General features: G+C 62.6%; 13 protein-coding genes and 1 pseudogene. All 14 read left to right on the forward strand.

Annotated elements, in window-relative coordinates; genetic code table 11:
• Positions 1–180: pseudogene (locus tag AC1DH9_RS04575) on the forward strand (hypothetical protein); the annotation flags it as partial.
• A gap of 129 nt (positions 181–309) precedes the next feature.
• Positions 310–2,097, forward strand: coding sequence for a type VI secretion system baseplate subunit TssF (gene tssF / locus AC1DH9_RS04580; protein ID WP_429538795.1), 1,788 nt, complete (start codon positions 310–312; stop codon positions 2,095–2,097).
• Positions 2,061–3,068 (forward strand): type VI secretion system baseplate subunit TssG, encoded by a 1,008-nt coding sequence (gene tssG, locus AC1DH9_RS04585; protein WP_427534167.1) that lies wholly within the window; start codon positions 2,061–2,063, stop codon positions 3,066–3,068. The genes tssF and tssG overlap by 37 nt, the downstream gene beginning before the upstream one ends.
• Positions 3,069–3,081: 13 nt before the next feature.
• A complete protein-coding gene (tssH, locus tag AC1DH9_RS04590) occupies positions 3,082–5,736 on the forward strand; it encodes a type VI secretion system ATPase TssH (RefSeq protein ID WP_427545498.1) in 2,655 nt (884 codons plus the stop codon).
• A 10-nt stretch (positions 5,737–5,746) separates the two neighbouring features.
• A complete protein-coding gene (locus AC1DH9_RS04595; protein ID WP_477807859.1) occupies positions 5,747–7,264 on the forward strand; it encodes a sigma-54 interaction domain-containing protein in 1,518 nt (505 codons plus the stop codon).
• 93 nt (positions 7,265–7,357) lie between these two features.
• On the forward strand, positions 7,358–7,498 hold the full coding sequence (locus AC1DH9_RS04600; RefSeq protein WP_092276060.1) for a type VI secretion protein: 141 nt from the start codon (positions 7,358–7,360) through the stop codon (positions 7,496–7,498).
• Between the two features lie 17 nt (positions 7,499–7,515).
• Positions 7,516–8,715, forward strand: a complete 1,200-nt coding sequence (gene tagH / locus AC1DH9_RS04605) for a type VI secretion system-associated FHA domain protein TagH (RefSeq protein ID WP_427534162.1) — start codon at positions 7,516–7,518, stop codon at positions 8,713–8,715.
• Positions 8,716–8,720: 5 nt separating this feature from the next.
• Entirely contained in the window at positions 8,721–9,221 is a 501-nt protein-coding gene (gene tssJ / locus AC1DH9_RS04610; protein ID WP_427534161.1) for a type VI secretion system lipoprotein TssJ, read from the forward strand.
• Positions 9,222–9,223: 2 nt separating this feature from the next.
• Positions 9,224–10,555, forward strand: coding sequence for a type VI secretion system baseplate subunit TssK (gene tssK, locus AC1DH9_RS04615; protein WP_123581115.1), 1,332 nt, complete (start codon positions 9,224–9,226; stop codon positions 10,553–10,555).
• Positions 10,556–10,560: 5 nt separating this feature from the next.
• Positions 10,561–11,436, forward strand: coding sequence for a type IVB secretion system protein IcmH/DotU (icmH, locus tag AC1DH9_RS04620; RefSeq protein ID WP_427534159.1), 876 nt, complete (start codon positions 10,561–10,563; stop codon positions 11,434–11,436).
• A 14-nt stretch (positions 11,437–11,450) separates the two neighbouring features.
• Positions 11,451–14,978, forward strand: coding sequence for a type VI secretion system membrane subunit TssM (gene tssM, locus AC1DH9_RS04625; protein WP_477807860.1), 3,528 nt, complete (start codon positions 11,451–11,453; stop codon positions 14,976–14,978).
• Complete coding sequence (locus tag AC1DH9_RS04630; protein ID WP_123581112.1) at positions 14,978–15,706, forward strand: PP2C family protein-serine/threonine phosphatase; 729 nt, start codon at positions 14,978–14,980, stop codon at positions 15,704–15,706. The genes tssM and AC1DH9_RS04630 overlap by 1 nt, the downstream gene beginning before the upstream one ends.
• A complete protein-coding gene (locus AC1DH9_RS04635; RefSeq protein ID WP_427545505.1) occupies positions 15,703–16,710 on the forward strand; it encodes a serine/threonine-protein kinase in 1,008 nt (335 codons plus the stop codon). The genes AC1DH9_RS04630 and AC1DH9_RS04635 overlap by 4 nt, the downstream gene beginning before the upstream one ends.
• Before the next feature lie 21 nt (positions 16,711–16,731).
• The coding region (locus tag AC1DH9_RS04640) for a hypothetical protein (RefSeq protein ID WP_477807861.1) at positions 16,732–16,889 on the forward strand (158 nt) is incomplete at its 3' end.

Consider the following 16,889-nt stretch of genomic DNA (forward strand, 5'->3'; position numbering starts at 1 on the left):
CCTTTGTATGACACACAATTGCTGGATATGAGGGTGACTGAAGATGACTCCACTGTCGGCATTGCGTGGATATATTTTAATCGAGACAAAAAAACTTTCGATATCGCCATGCCCCGGTGGGAGTCGCATTGGCTAAATATGTTTATCAGTAATACCCCTTATGTACATCTTGAAGATTGAGCCCCGTATGAACCCTTACGCCAGGCCTGGCCAAGCCAGCCTGCAGGCGCCATCCAATGATCAAGTCGGGCATCGAGCGTAATACACAGGGCAGTTTTTTCATGAGATCCACTACCAGGCAGCTAACCCATGTCCTTTAACCACTACTACCAAAGCGAACTCACCGCGCTTCGCCAGTTGGGTCGTCGATTCGCCGAGCGCAGCCCGGCATTGGCGCCTTTCCTCGGCCAGGCCGGGCGTGACCCAGACGTGGAGCGGTTGCTGGAGGGCTTTGCGTTCCTGACTGGCCGCCTGCGGCAGAAGCTCGATGACGAGTTGCCGGAGCTCAGCCATTCGCTGATGCACTTGCTGTGGCCGAACTACATGCGGCCGTTGCCGGCGTTCAGTATTTTGCAGTTCGACCCGCTGAAGCGTTCCGGGCCGGCGTTGCAGGTCGAGCGTGATACGCCGATCGAGAGTGTGCCGATCGATGATGTGCGTTGCCGGTTTCGTACCTGCTACCCGACGGAAGTCCTGCCGCTGGACCTGACTGCGCTGACGTACTCGGTGAAGGGCGACGGTTCGCTGTTGAGCCTGCGCCTGGAGATGAGTTGCGACGGGCATATCGGTGAGCTGGACCTGAGTCGTCTGCGCCTGCACCTGGCCGGCGAGCGTTACATCAGTCAGATGCTTTACCTGAGCCTGTTGCGCAATCTGGAAGGCATCGAGCTGATTCCGCTGGACGCGGCCGGCAAGCCGCTCAATGGCGCTAACGGCACGCCGATGGCGTTCAAGATGCCTGGCGACCGCGTGCAGCCGGTGGGTTTTGCCGAAGAAGAAGCGTTGATCCCGTATCCGCTGAACACCTTCCGTGGCTATCGCTACTTGCAGGAATATTTCGCCTTCCAGGACAAGTTCCTGTTCGTCGATCTGAACGGTCTGGACCTGCTCAAGTCGCTGCCTGAAGACACGCTCAAGCAGATGCGCGGCCTGGAGCTGCGCTTCGACATTCGCAAGAGCGGCATCCAGCGTCTGCGCCCGACCCTGGACAACGTGAAGCTCTACTGCACGCCCATCGTCAACCTGTTCAAGCATGACGCCTTGCCGATTCGCCTCGATGGCAAACAGGACGAATACCTGTTGCTGCCGGCTGAATACGACCTGGAAAACTGCGGAGTGTTTTCGGTTGAAGGCGTTACCGGCTGGAAGCCCGGCGGCCTGGGTTATCAGGAGTACGTGCCGTTCGAATCGTTCGAGCACGACCCGAGTTTCGACGTGCCGCAAAGCCGTCCGCATTACAGCATCCGCCAGCGCACCTCGTTGCTGCACGACGGCCTCGACACTTACCTGAGCTTTGGCATTCGCCACACCGAAGCCCACGAAACGCTGTCGATCGAGCTGATCTGCACCAACCAGAACCTGCCACGCCGGCTCAAGCTCGGCGACATCTGCATGGCCTGCGAAGAGACCCCGGAGTTCCTCAGCTTTCGCAACATCACCCCGGCCACGTCGAGCTTCGCGCCGCCGCTGAGCCGTGACTTCCTGTGGAAGCTGATCAGCAACATGTCGCTCAACTACCTGTCGCTGGCCAACGTCGACGCGCTCAAGGTGATTCTCGAAACCTACGACCTGCCGCGCTACTACGACCAGCACGCGGAGAAGGTCAGCAAACGCCTGCTGGGCGGGCTCAAGTCGATCAAACACCAGCACGTCGACCGGTTGCACCGAGGGTTGCCGCTGCGCGGGTTGCGCACCGAGCTGACCATCGACCCGGAAGGCTATATCGGCGAAGGCGACCTGTTCGTCTTCGCTTCGGTTCTTAACGAGTTTTTCGCGCTTTACGCCAGTCTCAATTCGTACCACGAGCTGCGGGTAAAAAGCACACAGGGAGAGGTGTACCAATGGACACCACGTATGGGCCTTCAGCCTCTGCTTTAAGCGGGCTGACCCGAGGAATACGCGAGTACTCGCTGTTTCAGGCCGTGCTGCTGGTCGTCGATCGGCTGCGCGAGGCTCACCCGTACCTGGGCGAAGAGGACCTCTACGACCAGCTGGAATTCCAGGCCAACCCGAGCCTGGGTTTCCCTGGCAGCGACGTCGATCGCGTGGAGTTTTTCCGCGAGCACGGGCAGCTGCGCGCGCGCCTGCGTTTTAACCTGATCGGCCTGGTCGGTTCCGGTTCGCCGTTGCCGGCGTTCTATGGTGAGCAAGCGCTGGGCGACAGCGAAGACGGCAACCCGACACGGCACTTCCTCGACCTGTTCCACCATCGCCTGCAACGGCTGATGCTGCCGATCTGGCGCAAGTACCGCTACCGCGCCAGCTTCCAGAGTGGCGCCCTCGACCCGTTTTCCTCGCAGCTGTTTGCGCTGATCGGCCTGGGTGGCGAAGACATTCGCAAGGCCCAGGAACTGAACTGGAAACGCCTGCTGCCGTACCTCGGCCTGTTGAGTTTGCGAGCGCATTCGGCGGCGTTGATCGAAGCGGTACTGCGTTACTACTTCAAGCACGCCGAACTGACCATCGAGCAGTGCATCGAGCGCCGCGTGGAAATCCTCGACGAACAGCGTAACCGCCTGGGCCGCGCCAACAGCGCGCTCGGTGAAGACCTGGTGCTGGGCGAGAGCGTGCGCGACCGCAGCGGCAAGTTCCGGATTCACATCCGCGAGCTCGACTGGCAGCGCTTTCACGAATTCCTGCCGATCGGTTTCGGCTACCAGCCGCTGTGCGCGCTGGTGCGGTTCACCCTGCGTGACCCGCTCGATTACGACATTCGCCTGGTCCTGCGCCAGGAAGAAATCCGCGAACTGCGCATCGGTGAGCAGAACGCCTGTCGCTTGGGGTGGACCAGTTGGCTGGGCCGCGAACACGCGGACGGCGTGGTGACCCTGGGTAGCAAAATTCATTAAGGACGTGAGACCAATGATCAACGTAGACCTGCAACAACTGATCCAGGCGCTGGACGCCGAAACCCGTCGTGACCTGGAAAGTTCGGCCGAACGCTGCGTCGCCCGTGGCGGCAGCAAGATCCTCGTCGAAGACCTGTTGCTGGGCCTGCTGGAACGCCCGCAAGGCTTGCTCGCACGCGCGTTGCAAGACGCCGAAGTCGATGCTGGCGAACTCAGCGCCGCGCTGCAATCGCGGGTTGAGCACAGCGCCTCGCGCAACCCGGTGTTCGCCCCGGAACTGGTGCAGTGGCTGCAAGATGCGTTGCTGGTGGCCAACCTTGAACTGGGCCAGAGCCAGGTCGAACAGGCCGCGTTGATCCTCGCGCTGCTGCGCAATCCGATGCGCTACGCCGGCAGCCGTTACCAGCCATTGCTGGCGAAACTGAACATTGATCGCCTGAAGGATTTTGCCCTGTCGCAGAAGGAACAACCGGCCACCGGCAAACCGGCTGTACCGGGTGAATCGCTGCTGCAACGCTTTACCCACAACCTGACCCAGCAAGCCCGCGACGGCAAACTCGACCCGGTACTGTGCCGCGATGGCGCGATTCGGCAGATGGTCGACATCCTTGCGCGCCGCCGCAAGAACAACCCGATTGTGGTCGGTGAAGCCGGCGTCGGTAAAACCGCGATCGTCGAAGGTCTGGCCTCGCGCATTGCCGCCGGTGAAGTGCCGCAAGTGCTCAAGGGCGTTGAACTGCTGTCGCTGGACATGGGCCTGCTGCAAGCCGGCGCCAGCGTCAAAGGTGAGTTCGAGCGTCGCCTCAAAGGCGTGATCGACGAAGTCAAAGCCTCGCCGAAACCGATCATCCTGTTCATCGACGAAGCGCACACCCTGATCGGCGCGGGCGGCAATGCCGGTGGTTCGGACGCAGCCAACCTGCTCAAGCCGGCTTTGGCGCGTGGCGAGTTGCGCACCATCGCCGCCACCACCTGGGCCGAGTACAAAAAATACTTCGAGAAAGACCCGGCCCTGGCCCGTCGTTTCCAGCCGGTGCAGTTGCACGAACCGACCGTCAGCGAAGCGGTGACCATCCTCCGCGGTCTGGCTCAGGTGTATGAGAAGAGCCATGGCATCTACCTGCGCGATGACGCGGTGGTCGCGGCGGCGGAATTGTCGGCACGTTACCTGGCCGGCCGGCAGCTGCCGGACAAAGCCGTCGACGTCCTCGACACTGCCTGTGCCCGCGTGCGCATCAGCCTCGCTGCCGCGCCGGAAAGCCTTGAGCGCCTGCGTGGCGAACTGGCCGAAGGCGGGCGTCAGCGTCAGGCCCTGCGTCGTGATGCCGAAGCCGGTTTGCTGATCGACCATGAAGCGCTCGATGCGCTGGAAGATCGCCTGGACGCCGCCGAAGACGAAAGGGTCGCCCTGGAAACGCTCTGGACCGAGCAAAAAGAGCTGGCCGAGCGCTTGCTGGAGCTGCGTCAGCAACTGGCCAAGGCCCGTGAAGCCGCGGCCGTCGAGCCGACCGTCACGGTTGAAGAGGACGCTGAAGGCACGGTAATCGAAACCCTCGAAGCGAGCGTGGACGAAACGCAAAGCGTCGAAGCCCTGGAAGCCGCGCTGAACGAAACCCACCGCGCCCTGACCGATGCCCAGGTCAAGGAACGCCTGGTGAGTTTCGAAGTGTGCCCACGTCTGGTGGCTGAAGTGATCAGTGCCTGGACCGGTGTGCCGTTGGCGCAACTGGCCCGTGAGCACAACGCCAAGGTCGCAAGCTTCGCCACCGACCTGCGCACGCGGATTCGCGGACAGGAACAAGCCGTCCACGCACTGGACCGCTCGATGCGCGCCACCGCGGCCGGCCTGAACAAACCCGATGCGCCGGTGGGCGTGTTCCTGCTGGTCGGCCCGAGCGGCGTCGGCAAGACCGAAACCGCGCTGGCGCTGGCCGACTTGCTGTATGGCGGTGATCGTTTCATCACCACCATCAACATGTCCGAGTTCCAGGAGAAGCACACCGTCTCGCGCCTGATCGGTGCACCACCGGGCTACGTCGGTTACGGCGAAGGCGGCATGCTCACCGAAGCCGTGCGGCAGAAACCGTACTCCGTGGTGCTGCTCGACGAAGTCGAAAAAGCCGACCCGGACGTGCTCAACCTGTTCTACCAAATCTTCGACAAAGGCGTGGCCAACGACGGGGAAGGGCGTGAAATCGACTTCCGCAACACGCTGATCCTGATGACCTCGAACCTGGGCAGCGACCGCATCAGCGAACTCTGCGAAAACGGTGCGCGGCCAACCGCTGAAGTCCTCGAAGAAACCATCCGCCCGGTGCTCAGCAAACACTTCAAACCGGCGTTGCTGGCGCGGATGCGCGTGGTGCCGTACTACCCGGTCGGTGGCCCGGTGCTGCGCGAGCTGATCGAAATCAAACTGGGCCGTCTGGGCGAGCGCCTGAACCGCCGCCAGCTGGATTTCACGTACTGCCAGAACCTCGTCGATCACCTCGCCGAGCGTTGCACCCAAAGCGACAGCGGCGCGCGCCTGATCGACCACTTGCTCGACCTGCACGTGCTGCCGTTGGTGGCGGATCGTCTGCTCGAGGCGATGGCCACCGGTGAAAGCCTCAAGCGCGTTCACGCAACGCTCGATGGCGACGCTAGCGTGACCTGCGAGTTCGCCTGAGGTGAGTGTGATGTTCACTCGAGTGCCGCAACCGCTGGTCTATGCCGAAGCCTTGCTGGCGAAGTTCGCCAGCTTGTCGTGCGCGGCTGACGGCGCGGCGCTGCTGGGTGACTTCGTGCGCGCGGTCGCCGAGCTCAGTGGTTGTGAGTTGASTCAGCTGTACCTGCTCGATGCTACCCACACCAGCCTCGGGCTGAATGCCGAGTGTTTGCAGGGCATCCTGCAACCCCGGGAAACCGAGAGCCTGCCGGCCGACTACAACGGTGAGCAACTGCTGCAATTCTCGCTGTGCCAGAACCGTGTGCTCAGCCTCACCGGGCTCAGTGGCAGCCTGCACGAGACCAGTTTCCTGCCGGAGCAGGCTGTGCCGTGGCAGTCACTGCTGTGCGTGCCGCTGCTCAACCCGCAAAAAGCGGTGGTCGGCCTGTTGCTGTGCGCCAGCCGTGAACAGGTCGAGTTGCAGGGGTTTGCCGATTCGCTCGGGCAACTGGGTTCGTTCGTGCTCGGGCAATTGCAYCTGCTGCAACGGCTGCGCCGGCCGGTGGGCGATGTGTCGCCGATGCCCAGCAGCGTGCCGAGTGCCAGCGGGTATGGCTTGATCGGTAAAAGCTCGGCGATGCGCCAGACCTACCAGCTGATCAGCAAGGTGCTGCACAGCCCGTACACCGTGCTGCTGCGGGGCGAAACCGGCACCGGCAAGGAAGTGGTGGCGCGGGCCATCCACGATTGCGGGCCGCGCCGTTCCCAGGCGTTCATCGTGCAGAACTGTGCGGCGTTCCCGGAAAACCTGTTGGAAAGTGAACTGTTCGGCTACCGCAAAGGCGCCTTTACCGGTGCCGACCGTGATCGCGCCGGACTGTTCGATGCGGCCAACGGGGGGACCTTGTTGCTGGACGAAATCGGCGACATGCCGCTGTCCCTGCAAGCCAAGCTGTTGCGGGTATTGCAGGAAGGCGAGATTCGTCCGCTGGGTTCCAACGACACCCACAAGATCGACGTGCGCATCATCGCCGCGACTCACCGCGACCTGGCGGTGCTGGTCAGCGAAGGCAAGTTCCGCGAAGACCTGTACTACCGCCTCGCGCAGTTCCCGATTGAACTGCCGGCCCTGCGTCAGCGCGAGGGCGACATCCTCGACCTGGCCCGACACTTCGCCGACAAGGCCTGTGCCTTCCTGCAACGCGATGCGGTGCGCTGGTCCGACGCGGCGCTCGATCACCTGTCGAGCTACGCCTTTCCCGGCAACGTTCGTGAACTCAAAGGCCTGGTCGAACGTGCCGTGTTGCTCTGCGAAGGCGGCGAGTTGCTGGCCGAGCATTTCTCGCTGCGCATCGACACCGCCCCCGAGGAAAGCAGCCTGAACCTGCGCGAACGCCTGGAGCAGGTCGAGCGCAGTCTGTTGCTCGATTGCCTGCGCAAGAACGACGGCAACCAGACCCTCGCCGCCCGCGAACTCGGCCTGCCACGGCGCACGCTGCTGTACCGCCTCGGGCGCCTGAATATCAACTTGGGTGATTTCGATGGATAGGCCCATGACGCGTCATCTCACCCCTTTTGCTTCTGTCAGCGCCGCCCTCAAGGGTCGGCGCTTTGTGCATTGTTTAGCCCTGGAGACCCTCTGATGCCTGTTCGTCACTGGCAAGCCGTCCTGCTGACCCTCGTCGTTCTATGCGGCCTCGGGGGCTGTAGCGGCAATTACAAATTCAACGACAACACCTATCGCCCTCTGGGTGATCCGCAGGCGGTCAATCGCGGCAAGTGACCGCAAGGAGCGACATCATGGAACTGGTTTTCGAAATGCTGAACACCAAGCAGTTCGTGCCCACGGATTTGTGCCAAAAGACCTTCAAGCAGGCTGGCGGCGTGATCGGGCGGGGCGAGGATTGCGACTGGATCATTCCGGACCGCAAGCGTCACCTGTCCAACCATCACGCGCTGATCAGCTACCGCGACGGCACGTTTTTCCTGACCGATACCAGCAGCAACGGTATTCAGGCCAGCGAAAGCGGCGCGCGCCTGCGCAAGGGTGAAGCGCAGCGCATCGAACACGGCAGTGTCTACGTGCTGGGGGATTTCGAAATCCGTGCACGGCTGGTACGCGACCCGGCCACCTTCGATACCGAAGTCGGCCGCCCGCAAGCCGCCGGCAGCATCATTCCGGACGATGCGTTTCTCGACCTTGATCCGCTCATGGCGCTCGATCAACAGGAACGGGTCTACTCGGAAATCGACGAACTGAGCGCCCTCAATGCGCCGCGTCAGGAGCCGCGCCAGCGTGCCGACTACGCGCGCATCGACATGGAGAGCCTGCTGGTGCCGGAACTGGTGGCCGCGCCTGCCGCGCCGGAGCCTGCACCGGCACCCAAGGCGGTCGAGCGTCAAAGCGAAGGCTTCTGGGAGCATTTCGGTGATGCGCTGGGTGTCGACCTCAAAGGCCTCGATCACGACAGCCGCGAAGCCCTGGCGATCAACGCCGCGCGTTTGCTCAAGCAAAGCGTTGGTGGTTTGCAGCAGAGCCTGCGCACCCGGTCGGAGCTGAAAAACGAACTGCGCCTGGCGCAGACCACAGTGCAAGGCACCGGCAAAAACCCGCTGAAATTTGCCGTCGATGCCAGCGAAGCGCTGGGCATTCTGTTGCAGGGCGACAAACCCGGCCAGTTGCCGGCGGGGCAGGCGATCTCGCGGGCGTTCCGTGACTTGCAGGCGCATCAGGTGGCCTTGCTCACCGCCAGCCGCGCGGCGGTACGCGGCACCCTCGAGCACTTCTCGCCGCAGCAATTGACCCTGCGTTTCGAGCGCGACGGCAACAAGCCGCTGCTCGCCACCTCGGGCAGCCGCTGGAGAGCCTACGGCCGTTATCACCAGGCACTGCGTCAGGACGATGACTGGAGCGAACGCCTGCTGGCGCGGGACTTCGCCCAGGCCTACGAAGAACAGATCCGCCTGATTTCCACCCTACACACCGACCACCAAGGATGATGCGCATGTCTCGCTGCAAGGCCGTAATAATCAACCTGCTGACAGCGTTCACCGCCCTGGTGCTGCTGGCCGGCTGCTCGTCGATTTCGCCGTATTCCACCGTCACCAAGCTCAACCTCAAGCTGACCGCCAGCGATCAGGTCAACCCGGACCTGAATGGCCGACCATCGCCGATTGTCGTGCGGCTGATTGAGCTCAAACACCCGGTGGCCTTCGAAAACGCTGACTTCTTCAGCCTGTACGAGCGCGCCAAGGAATCCCTGTCGCCAGACCTGGTGGCCAGCGAAGAGCTGGAACTGCGTCCGGGCGAAACCGCCGAGTTCAAGCTTAGCGTCGAAAGCGGCAGCCGCTACGTCGGCGTGCTCGCGGCGTATCGCGACCTGCGTGAAACCCAATGGCGCTATGTGGTTCCAGTCACCCCGGCCGACCTGACCGTGGCCGAACTGATCCTCGACAAGAACGGCATCCATGACAAAAACCAAAAGCTCGCCAAGGCGGATGACTGAACATGAACGTGCATAAAGTCATTTGGCAGGAAGGCATGTTGCTGCGCCCGCAGCACTTCCAGCACAACGATCGCTACTACGACAACCAGATGAAAACCCGTACCCAGTTGCTGGGCAGTTACACCTGGGGGTTTCTGGGGCTCGAGATCGACTTGCAGTTCCTCAACATGGGCAAACTGGTGATCAGCCAGGCGTCGGGGATTCTCCCGGACGGCAGCCTGTTCGAGCTCGGTGGCAACACCGAGCCGCTGGCCCTCGACGTTCCGCCGAACACCGGCAACACGCCGATCTACCTGGCCTTGCCGCTGGTGACCGGTAATCACATCGAGTCCCGTCGTCCGGAGCAATCCGACGTGCTGGCGCGTTACACCGCGTACGAAGCGGAAGTCGCCGACTCCAACGCCGGCGACGATTCCAGCAGCCAGGTCAGCTGCGCGCGCCCGGACTTCCGTTTGTTGCTCGGCGAGCAGCAGAGCGACCAGGCCTACGTGAAGCTGAAGATCTGCGAAGTCCTCGACACCACGCCCGACGGCGTGATCAGCCTCGATCCGGACTTCGTCCCGACCTTCATCCACGCTCACGCGTCGGGTTACCTGCTGTCGTGCCTCAAAGAAGTCATCAGCATGCTCGGTCACCGTGGCGACACCATTGCCGACCGGATTCGCTCCAACGGCAAGGTCGGTGGCGCGGAAGTCGGTGACTTCATGATGCTGCAACTGATCAACCGCACCGAACTGGTCCTGCGCCATTACCTCGGCCTGGAGCAGGTTCACCCGGAAGAGTTGTACCGCACGCTGCTGACAATGCTCGGCGATCTGTCGACCTTTGCCAGCGACAGCAAACGCCCGCGTCTGGACAGCCGCTATCAGCACAGCGACCAGGGTGCGAGCTTCCGCAAACTGATGGAAGCGATTCGTCAGGTGCTGTCGATGGTGCTTGAACAGCACGCCATCGAACTGGTGCTGCAAGCCCGTCAATACGGCATCACCGTCTCGCCGCTGCACGACCACAAACTGCTGGGCACGGCGTCATTCGTGCTGGCGGCCAGCGCCAACTGCGACTCCGAAGAGCTGCGGCATCGCCTGCCGGCCCACCTCAAGGTCGGTCCGGTGGAACGCATCCGCCAGTTGGTCAACCTGCACTTGCCGGGCATCAAGGTCAAACCCTTGCCGGTGGCGCCGCGGCAGATCCCGTTCCACTCGAACAAAACCTATTTCATCCTCGAACTCAGTTCCGAAGACCTGGCACAACTGGAGCGCTCCGGCGGCTTCGCGTTCCACGTGTCCGGCGAATTTGCCGAGCTTGAACTGAAATTCTGGGCCATCAGGAACTGACCGATATGATCAAGGAAATGGATCACAACCAGGACGACAAAACCGTCCTGCTCGATCGCCAGGGCCATGGCCCGGCACAGAGCCCGCTGACCGATTTCGCCGCACCGCCGCGTTTCGAGCAACTGGAAGAACGGATGATCTACGCTGCGCGCCTGCGTCCGGCGGAAGCGTTCAACATCAGCCTCAATTCACTGGTGGCGGCGTCGTCCGACCTGCTGTCGGAAGTGGTGCGGCTCAAACACAGCGACACCCGCGAAGACATGCACGCGCTCAACGAGCGGCTGACGGCGGCGCTGAAACTCTTCGAAGTCCGGGCGCTGCACAACGGTGCCGAGAGCAGCCAGGTGATGGCCGCACGTTACGTGCTCTGCACCGTGGTCGACGAAGCGGTGGTGACCACCCCGTGGGGCAACGAAAGCGAGTGGTCGCAGATGAGCCTGCTCAGCAGCTTCCACAACGAGACCTTTGGCGGCGAGAAATTCTTCCAGCTGCTCGATCGTCTGTCGAAGAACCCGGTCAAACACCTGCCGATGCTGGAACTGATGTACTTGTGCCTGTCGCTCGGTTTCGAGGGCAAGTACCGGGTGCAGGCGCGCGGCATGCTGGAACTCGACGGCATTCGCGATGCGCTCTATCGGCAGATTCGCCAGCTGCGCGGCGACGTGCCGCGTGAACTGTCGCCGCACTGGGAAGGCCTCAACGACCGACGTCGCAGCCTGGTGCGCATCGTGCCGTGGTGGATGGTCGCGCTGTTTACGCTGGTATGCCTGGTGGTGATGTATTCGGGTTTTGCCTGGGTGCTCGGCGAGCAGCGCGACACCGTTCTGCAACCTTATCAGCCGCTTGATCCAGCCGCGGTTCAGCCGCTGTCGAAGCCGTAAAACAGGGACGTGTGATGAAAAAGTTTTTCAAGAAAGTCGGCGCGTTCCTGCGCAAGACCTGGGTCTGGACCCTGCTGCTGGTGCTGTTCGTCGCGCTGCTGGTGTGGTTCGTCGGACCACTGCTGGCCGTCAACGATTACAAATTCTGGGAAGGCTCGACCTCGCGCCTGCTGACCATCAGCGTGCTGTTCCTGATCTGGGGCCTGACCATGGTCTTCGTCAGCTGGCGCGCCGGTGTGCGCAAAAAAGCCGCCGAAGAAACCGAAGACGGCCAGGACCGTATTCGCCGCGAAGAACTGATCGACGAGGAACAAAAGGAGCTGCGTGCGCGTTTCAAAGACGCGCTGCGCACCTTGAAAACCTCCAGCCTGTATCGCGGCCGTAGCGAACGCTGGCGCAACGATCTGCCGTGGTACCTGCTGATCGGGCCACAGGGCAGCGGCAAAACCAGCCTGCTGGACTTCTCGGGCCTTGAGTTTCCGATCAACAAGATCGACCGCAAACTCACCCGCGACACCATCGGCACCCGCCATTGCGACTGGTACTTCGCCGACCACGGCGTGCTGATCGACACCGCCGGGCGTTACCTGACCCAGCCGGACGTGGATGTCGACGGCAGTGCCTGGACCACCTTGCTCGACCTGCTGCGCAAGCGTCGTCGCAACCGTCCGTTGAACGGCGTGCTGGTGACCATTCCAGTTGAATTGCTGCTCAGTGGCACCGAGCAAGACCTCGACACCCTGGCGCGTCAGGTGCGTGCGCGCCTGCAAGACGTGCATCAAAAACTGCACGTCGACCTGCCGATCTATCTGGTGCTGAGCAAGGCCGACCAGTTGCTGGGCTTCGACGAGTTCTTCGATCAACTGACCCGCGAAGAAAGCGATCAGGTGCTTGGCACCAGCTTCCGCAAAGAGCAAAGCGGCACCGACGTGGCCGTGCTGCGCGCAGAGTTCGAAGAGCTGCTGCGTCGCCTCAACAGCCAGGTGATCATGCGCATGCACCAGGAGCGCGACACCCAGCGCCGTGGTCGCATTCTCGACTTCCCGCATCAACTGGGGCAGATCGGCGAGCGCCTGTGCCTGTTCGTCGACATGGCGTTCACCGGCAACCGCTACCAGCGCGTCAGCCAGTTGCGCGGTTTCTACCTGACCAGCGCGCCGCACCTGAAGCAACAGATGGACCAGAGCACCRCCGGCATTGGCGCCAGCCTGGGTATCGACAGCGGCGTGCTGCCGACCTTGCGCAGCGGTCGTTCGCGGTTCATCCACCACGTGCTCAGCCGGGTGATTTTCCCCGAGGCCGATCTGGCCGGTCTGGACAAGCGCGAACGCAACCGCATCCATTGGGGGCAGCGTGCGTTGTACGTCGGTGCACTGGCGGCGCTGGGGCTGTTCGGTTTGCTCTGGGCAACGGGTTTCTCGGCCAACTACGAGCGCCTGGAACACCTGCGTTCGCTGGCGCAAACCTGGACCCAGCAACGCTCGGCGCTGACCGCTCGTGATGACGCGATGGGCGTGCTTAAAACCCTCGATACCAGCTATGAAGCGACCAAGGTGTTCCCGCCTAAAGGCGATGTGTCGATGTTCGAGCGCGGTGGTCTGTATCAGGGGCAAGAGAGCAACCCGGTGGTCAAGGACGCGTACCAGCGTGAACTTGAAACCCAGTTGCTGCCACGCGTAGCGCAACTGCTCGAAGGGCAGATTCGCAGCAACATGGGCGACCGCGATCGCCTGATTAACAGCCTGCGCGCCTACCTGATGCTGAACATGAAGGATCGCCGCGATCCGGCGTGGCTGAAAGATTGGGTGGCTCAGGACTGGTCGGTCCGTTACACCGGCAACACCGCGGTGCAGAACGGTCTGAATGGGCACTTCGAGCGTCTGCTCAAGCAGCCGTTTATCTACCCGCTCAACGATGCATTGGTTGCCCAGGCGCGTCAGGTACTGCGCAGCGAATCGCTGGCCACCGTGGTCTACCGGATGCTGCGCGAGCAGGCCCGCAACCTGCCGGATTACCGCTTCAGCCAACACCTCGGTCCGCAGGGCGCACTGTTCGTCGGCACCGACTACGTGATACCGGGGTTCTACACCCAACAGGGTTATCAGCAGTACTTCTCGGTCCAGGGCTCTGCACTGGTCACCGACATCCTGCGTGACAACTGGGTGCTGGGCGAAGGCTCGGGCATGAGCGGCATGGACTTGCGCCGCCTGATGGTCGAACTGGAGCAACTGTACTTCCGCGACTACGCCAACTTCTGGAGCGAAGCGGTCGGCCAGGTGGCGTTGCGACCAATCAACGACGCCGGTGAAGGTGCTGAGCAACTGGCTGGGCTGACGTCTGCCAACTCGCCGATCCTGCAAATGCTGGTGGAAGTGCGCGAGAACACCCGTTTCCCGGTGATCGCCGAGAGCGCTGATGAAGCCGCCGACGTCGCTGACAAACTGGGTGCCAAGGGTGGAAAACTCGGCAAGCTCGCCGCCGCTGCAGCGGGCAAGGCGTCGGAAGCCCTGACCAAGAACCTGCCGGATACCGCGAAGAAATCCCTGCAACGGCGCTTCGAACCGCTGCACCGTTTGCTCGATGACAACAACGGCCCGGCTGCCGACCTGACCCCGGCGCTGCAAGCGCTGAACGACCTGCAACTGCAACTGTCCAGCCTGGCGCGTGCCAGTGCCCCGGATCAGGCCGCGTTCGAAATGGCCAAGACCCGCATGAGCGGCCAGCGCGATGCGCTGAGCAACTTGCGCAACGCTTCGGGTCGCCTGCCGCGCCCGATCAGCGTGTGGTTCAACGTCCTGGCCGAAGACACCTGGCGTCTGGTGCTCAACGATTCCTACCAGTACCTCAACCAGCGCTACCAGAGCGAGCTGTACAGCTTCTATGGCAAGGCGATCAACAAGCGTTACCCGTTCAACGCCCACAGCACCAGCGACGTTGCGATCAGCGACTTCCGCGAGTTCTTCAAGGCGCAGGGTATTGCCGATCGCTTCTTCGACACCTACATGCGTCCATTCGTCAGCGGCGATCCGGGCAACTACCGCCTGCGCAGCATCGACGGTCACAGCCTGCCGATGTCCAAGGTCTACCTCGACCAGATGGCCGCGGCACAAGTGATCCGCCAAAGCTTCTTTGCCGAAAACCCGGCCGAGCCGCAGGTGCAGTTCAAACTGGAGCCGTACACCCTCGACCCGGCTGTCAGCCGTTCCGAGTTCCGCTTTGGCGACAAGACCATGGAATACCGACATGGCCCGATCGTGCCGGTGGCCTTCAAATGGCCAACCGACGCGGAAGACGGTCGCACCAGCCTGGTCCTCGAAAAAATGGCCGGCCGGCCGATCGGCATCGAGAAAAACACCGGCCCATGGTCGCTGTTCCGTCTGTTCGATTTGATGCAGACCGAATACCTGACCGGTCGCGACGTGCTGGTGCTCAAGGCTGATGTGGGTGGCCTGCGCGCCAACTACCTGCTGATGAGCCAGCGCACGCCGAACCCGTTCGACATGGGCGTGTTGCGCACCTTCCGTATGCCGGTGCAGCTCTGATGCTGGTTGCCAGCCCCTGGCGTAGCGCGGCGCGTACCGATCCGGGCAAGGTTCGGGCGCGCAACGAAGATGCTTTCCTCGACAGCCCGGAGCATGGCCTGTGGGTGGTCGCGGACGGCATGGGCGGTCATCAGGGTGGCGACATCGCCAGCCAGTTGATCGTCGCCAGCCTGGCGGAATTGCCCGTCGAAGACAGCTTCGACGAGCGGCTCAAAGGCGTGCGCCAGTGCCTGCACTGGCTCAACCGTCGTTTGGGCCAGGAATTGACCGTCACCGCCGGGCGCCATGACAGCATCATGGGCAGCACGGTGGTGGCGTTGTTGGTGGACGGCAATCGCGCGGCCTGTATCTGGGCCGGCGACAGCCGTTGTTACCTGTGGCGTGGGCAGCGCTTGTATCAGCTGTCCAAGGACCATTCGCTGATGCAACAACTGATCGACGAACAACAGATGAGCGTCGAGCAAGCCCGGGCTCATCCGGCCGCCAGCGCCTTGACCCGTGCGGTCGGGGCCAGCGAGCAATTGACCCTGGACGTGCTCGAACTCGAGGTCTATCCCGGTGACGCGTTTCTGCTGTGCAGCGACGGTTTGTACCAGGGCTTGAGCAGCGACGCGCTGGGCAACGCCTTGAGCCTGACCGCGCCGCACGTGGCGCTGGAACGCTTGTTCGACGGCGCGTTGCGCGGTTCGGCGCGGGACAACCTGACTGCCGTGGTGATCCGCCAATGAGTGAACTCAATCCGGTGCTCGACGAACTGCTGGTCAGCGACGAGGAAGCCGCCAACCTGACCTACTTTGCCTTCGCCAAATCCCATGCGATGCCGCGTGCCGTGGCGCCGACCCGGGCCAGCGTTGGTGCGTTGCCGGACGTGCTGGCGGGGCGTTACCGCATCGAGCGTTTGCTCGGTGCCGGTGGCATGGGCGCGGTGTATCGCGCACGGGACCTGCTGCACGAACAATTCGGTGACCCCGACCCGTATATAGCGCTGAAAATCCTCAGCGAAGAATTTGCCGAATCGCCGGACGCCAGTGCCTTGCTCTACAGCGAGTTCGCCCTGACCCGGCGCCTGCGCCACTTGAACGTGGTGCGTTTGCACAGCTTCGAAGTGGACACCGAGTGCCAGCGCGCCTTCATCACCATGGAACTGATGCGCGGGCTGACCCTGGACAAACTGCTCTGCGAACGGCCCCTGGGCCTGCCGTGGCGAGAATTGCGTGACATCGCGCTGCCGCTGCTCGACGCGTTGGCCTATGCCCACGGTCGCGGCGTGCTGCACGGTGATTTGAAACCGAGCAACGTGATGCTCAGCGAGGAGGGCGTGCGTTTGTTCGACTTCGGCCTCGGCCAGGCCGAGGAGGGCGTATTGCCCGGCCTGCCGCATTTGAGCCGCAGCCGTTTCAACGCCTGGACCCCGGGCTATGCCGCGCCGGAACTGCTGGAAGGCGCAGCGCTGACCGCCAGCGCCGACCTCTTCGCAGTGGCCTGCGTGATTTATGAATTGGCGGGCGGCAAACACCCGTACCGCCGCTTGCCGTCGACCCAGGCCCGCGACGAACGCCTGGACCGAGAACTGCAGGCACCCAAGCACCTACCGAAACACTGCTGGCCGGCGCTGCGCACGGCGCTGGCTTTCGATGCGGCGCAACGCACCGTGACTGCCGCACAACTGCGTGACGCCCTAGGCGCCACTTCCTCCTGGCTGCAACGCTGGCTGCATCGGCGCAACGGATGACTACCGAACAGGGAGCAAGCAATGTTCAACCCTTCTAACGAAACCCATTTCAGCCTGACCGTGGCTGACTTCCAGGGTGACCTGCAAGTGCTGTCATTCACTGGCACCGAAGGCATCAGCCAGACCTTTCGTTTCGACCTGGAACTGGTCAGCGAGAACCCCGATCTGGACCTTGAGAC

This window comes from Pseudomonas sp. 05T35 (genome assembly GCF_056396605.1).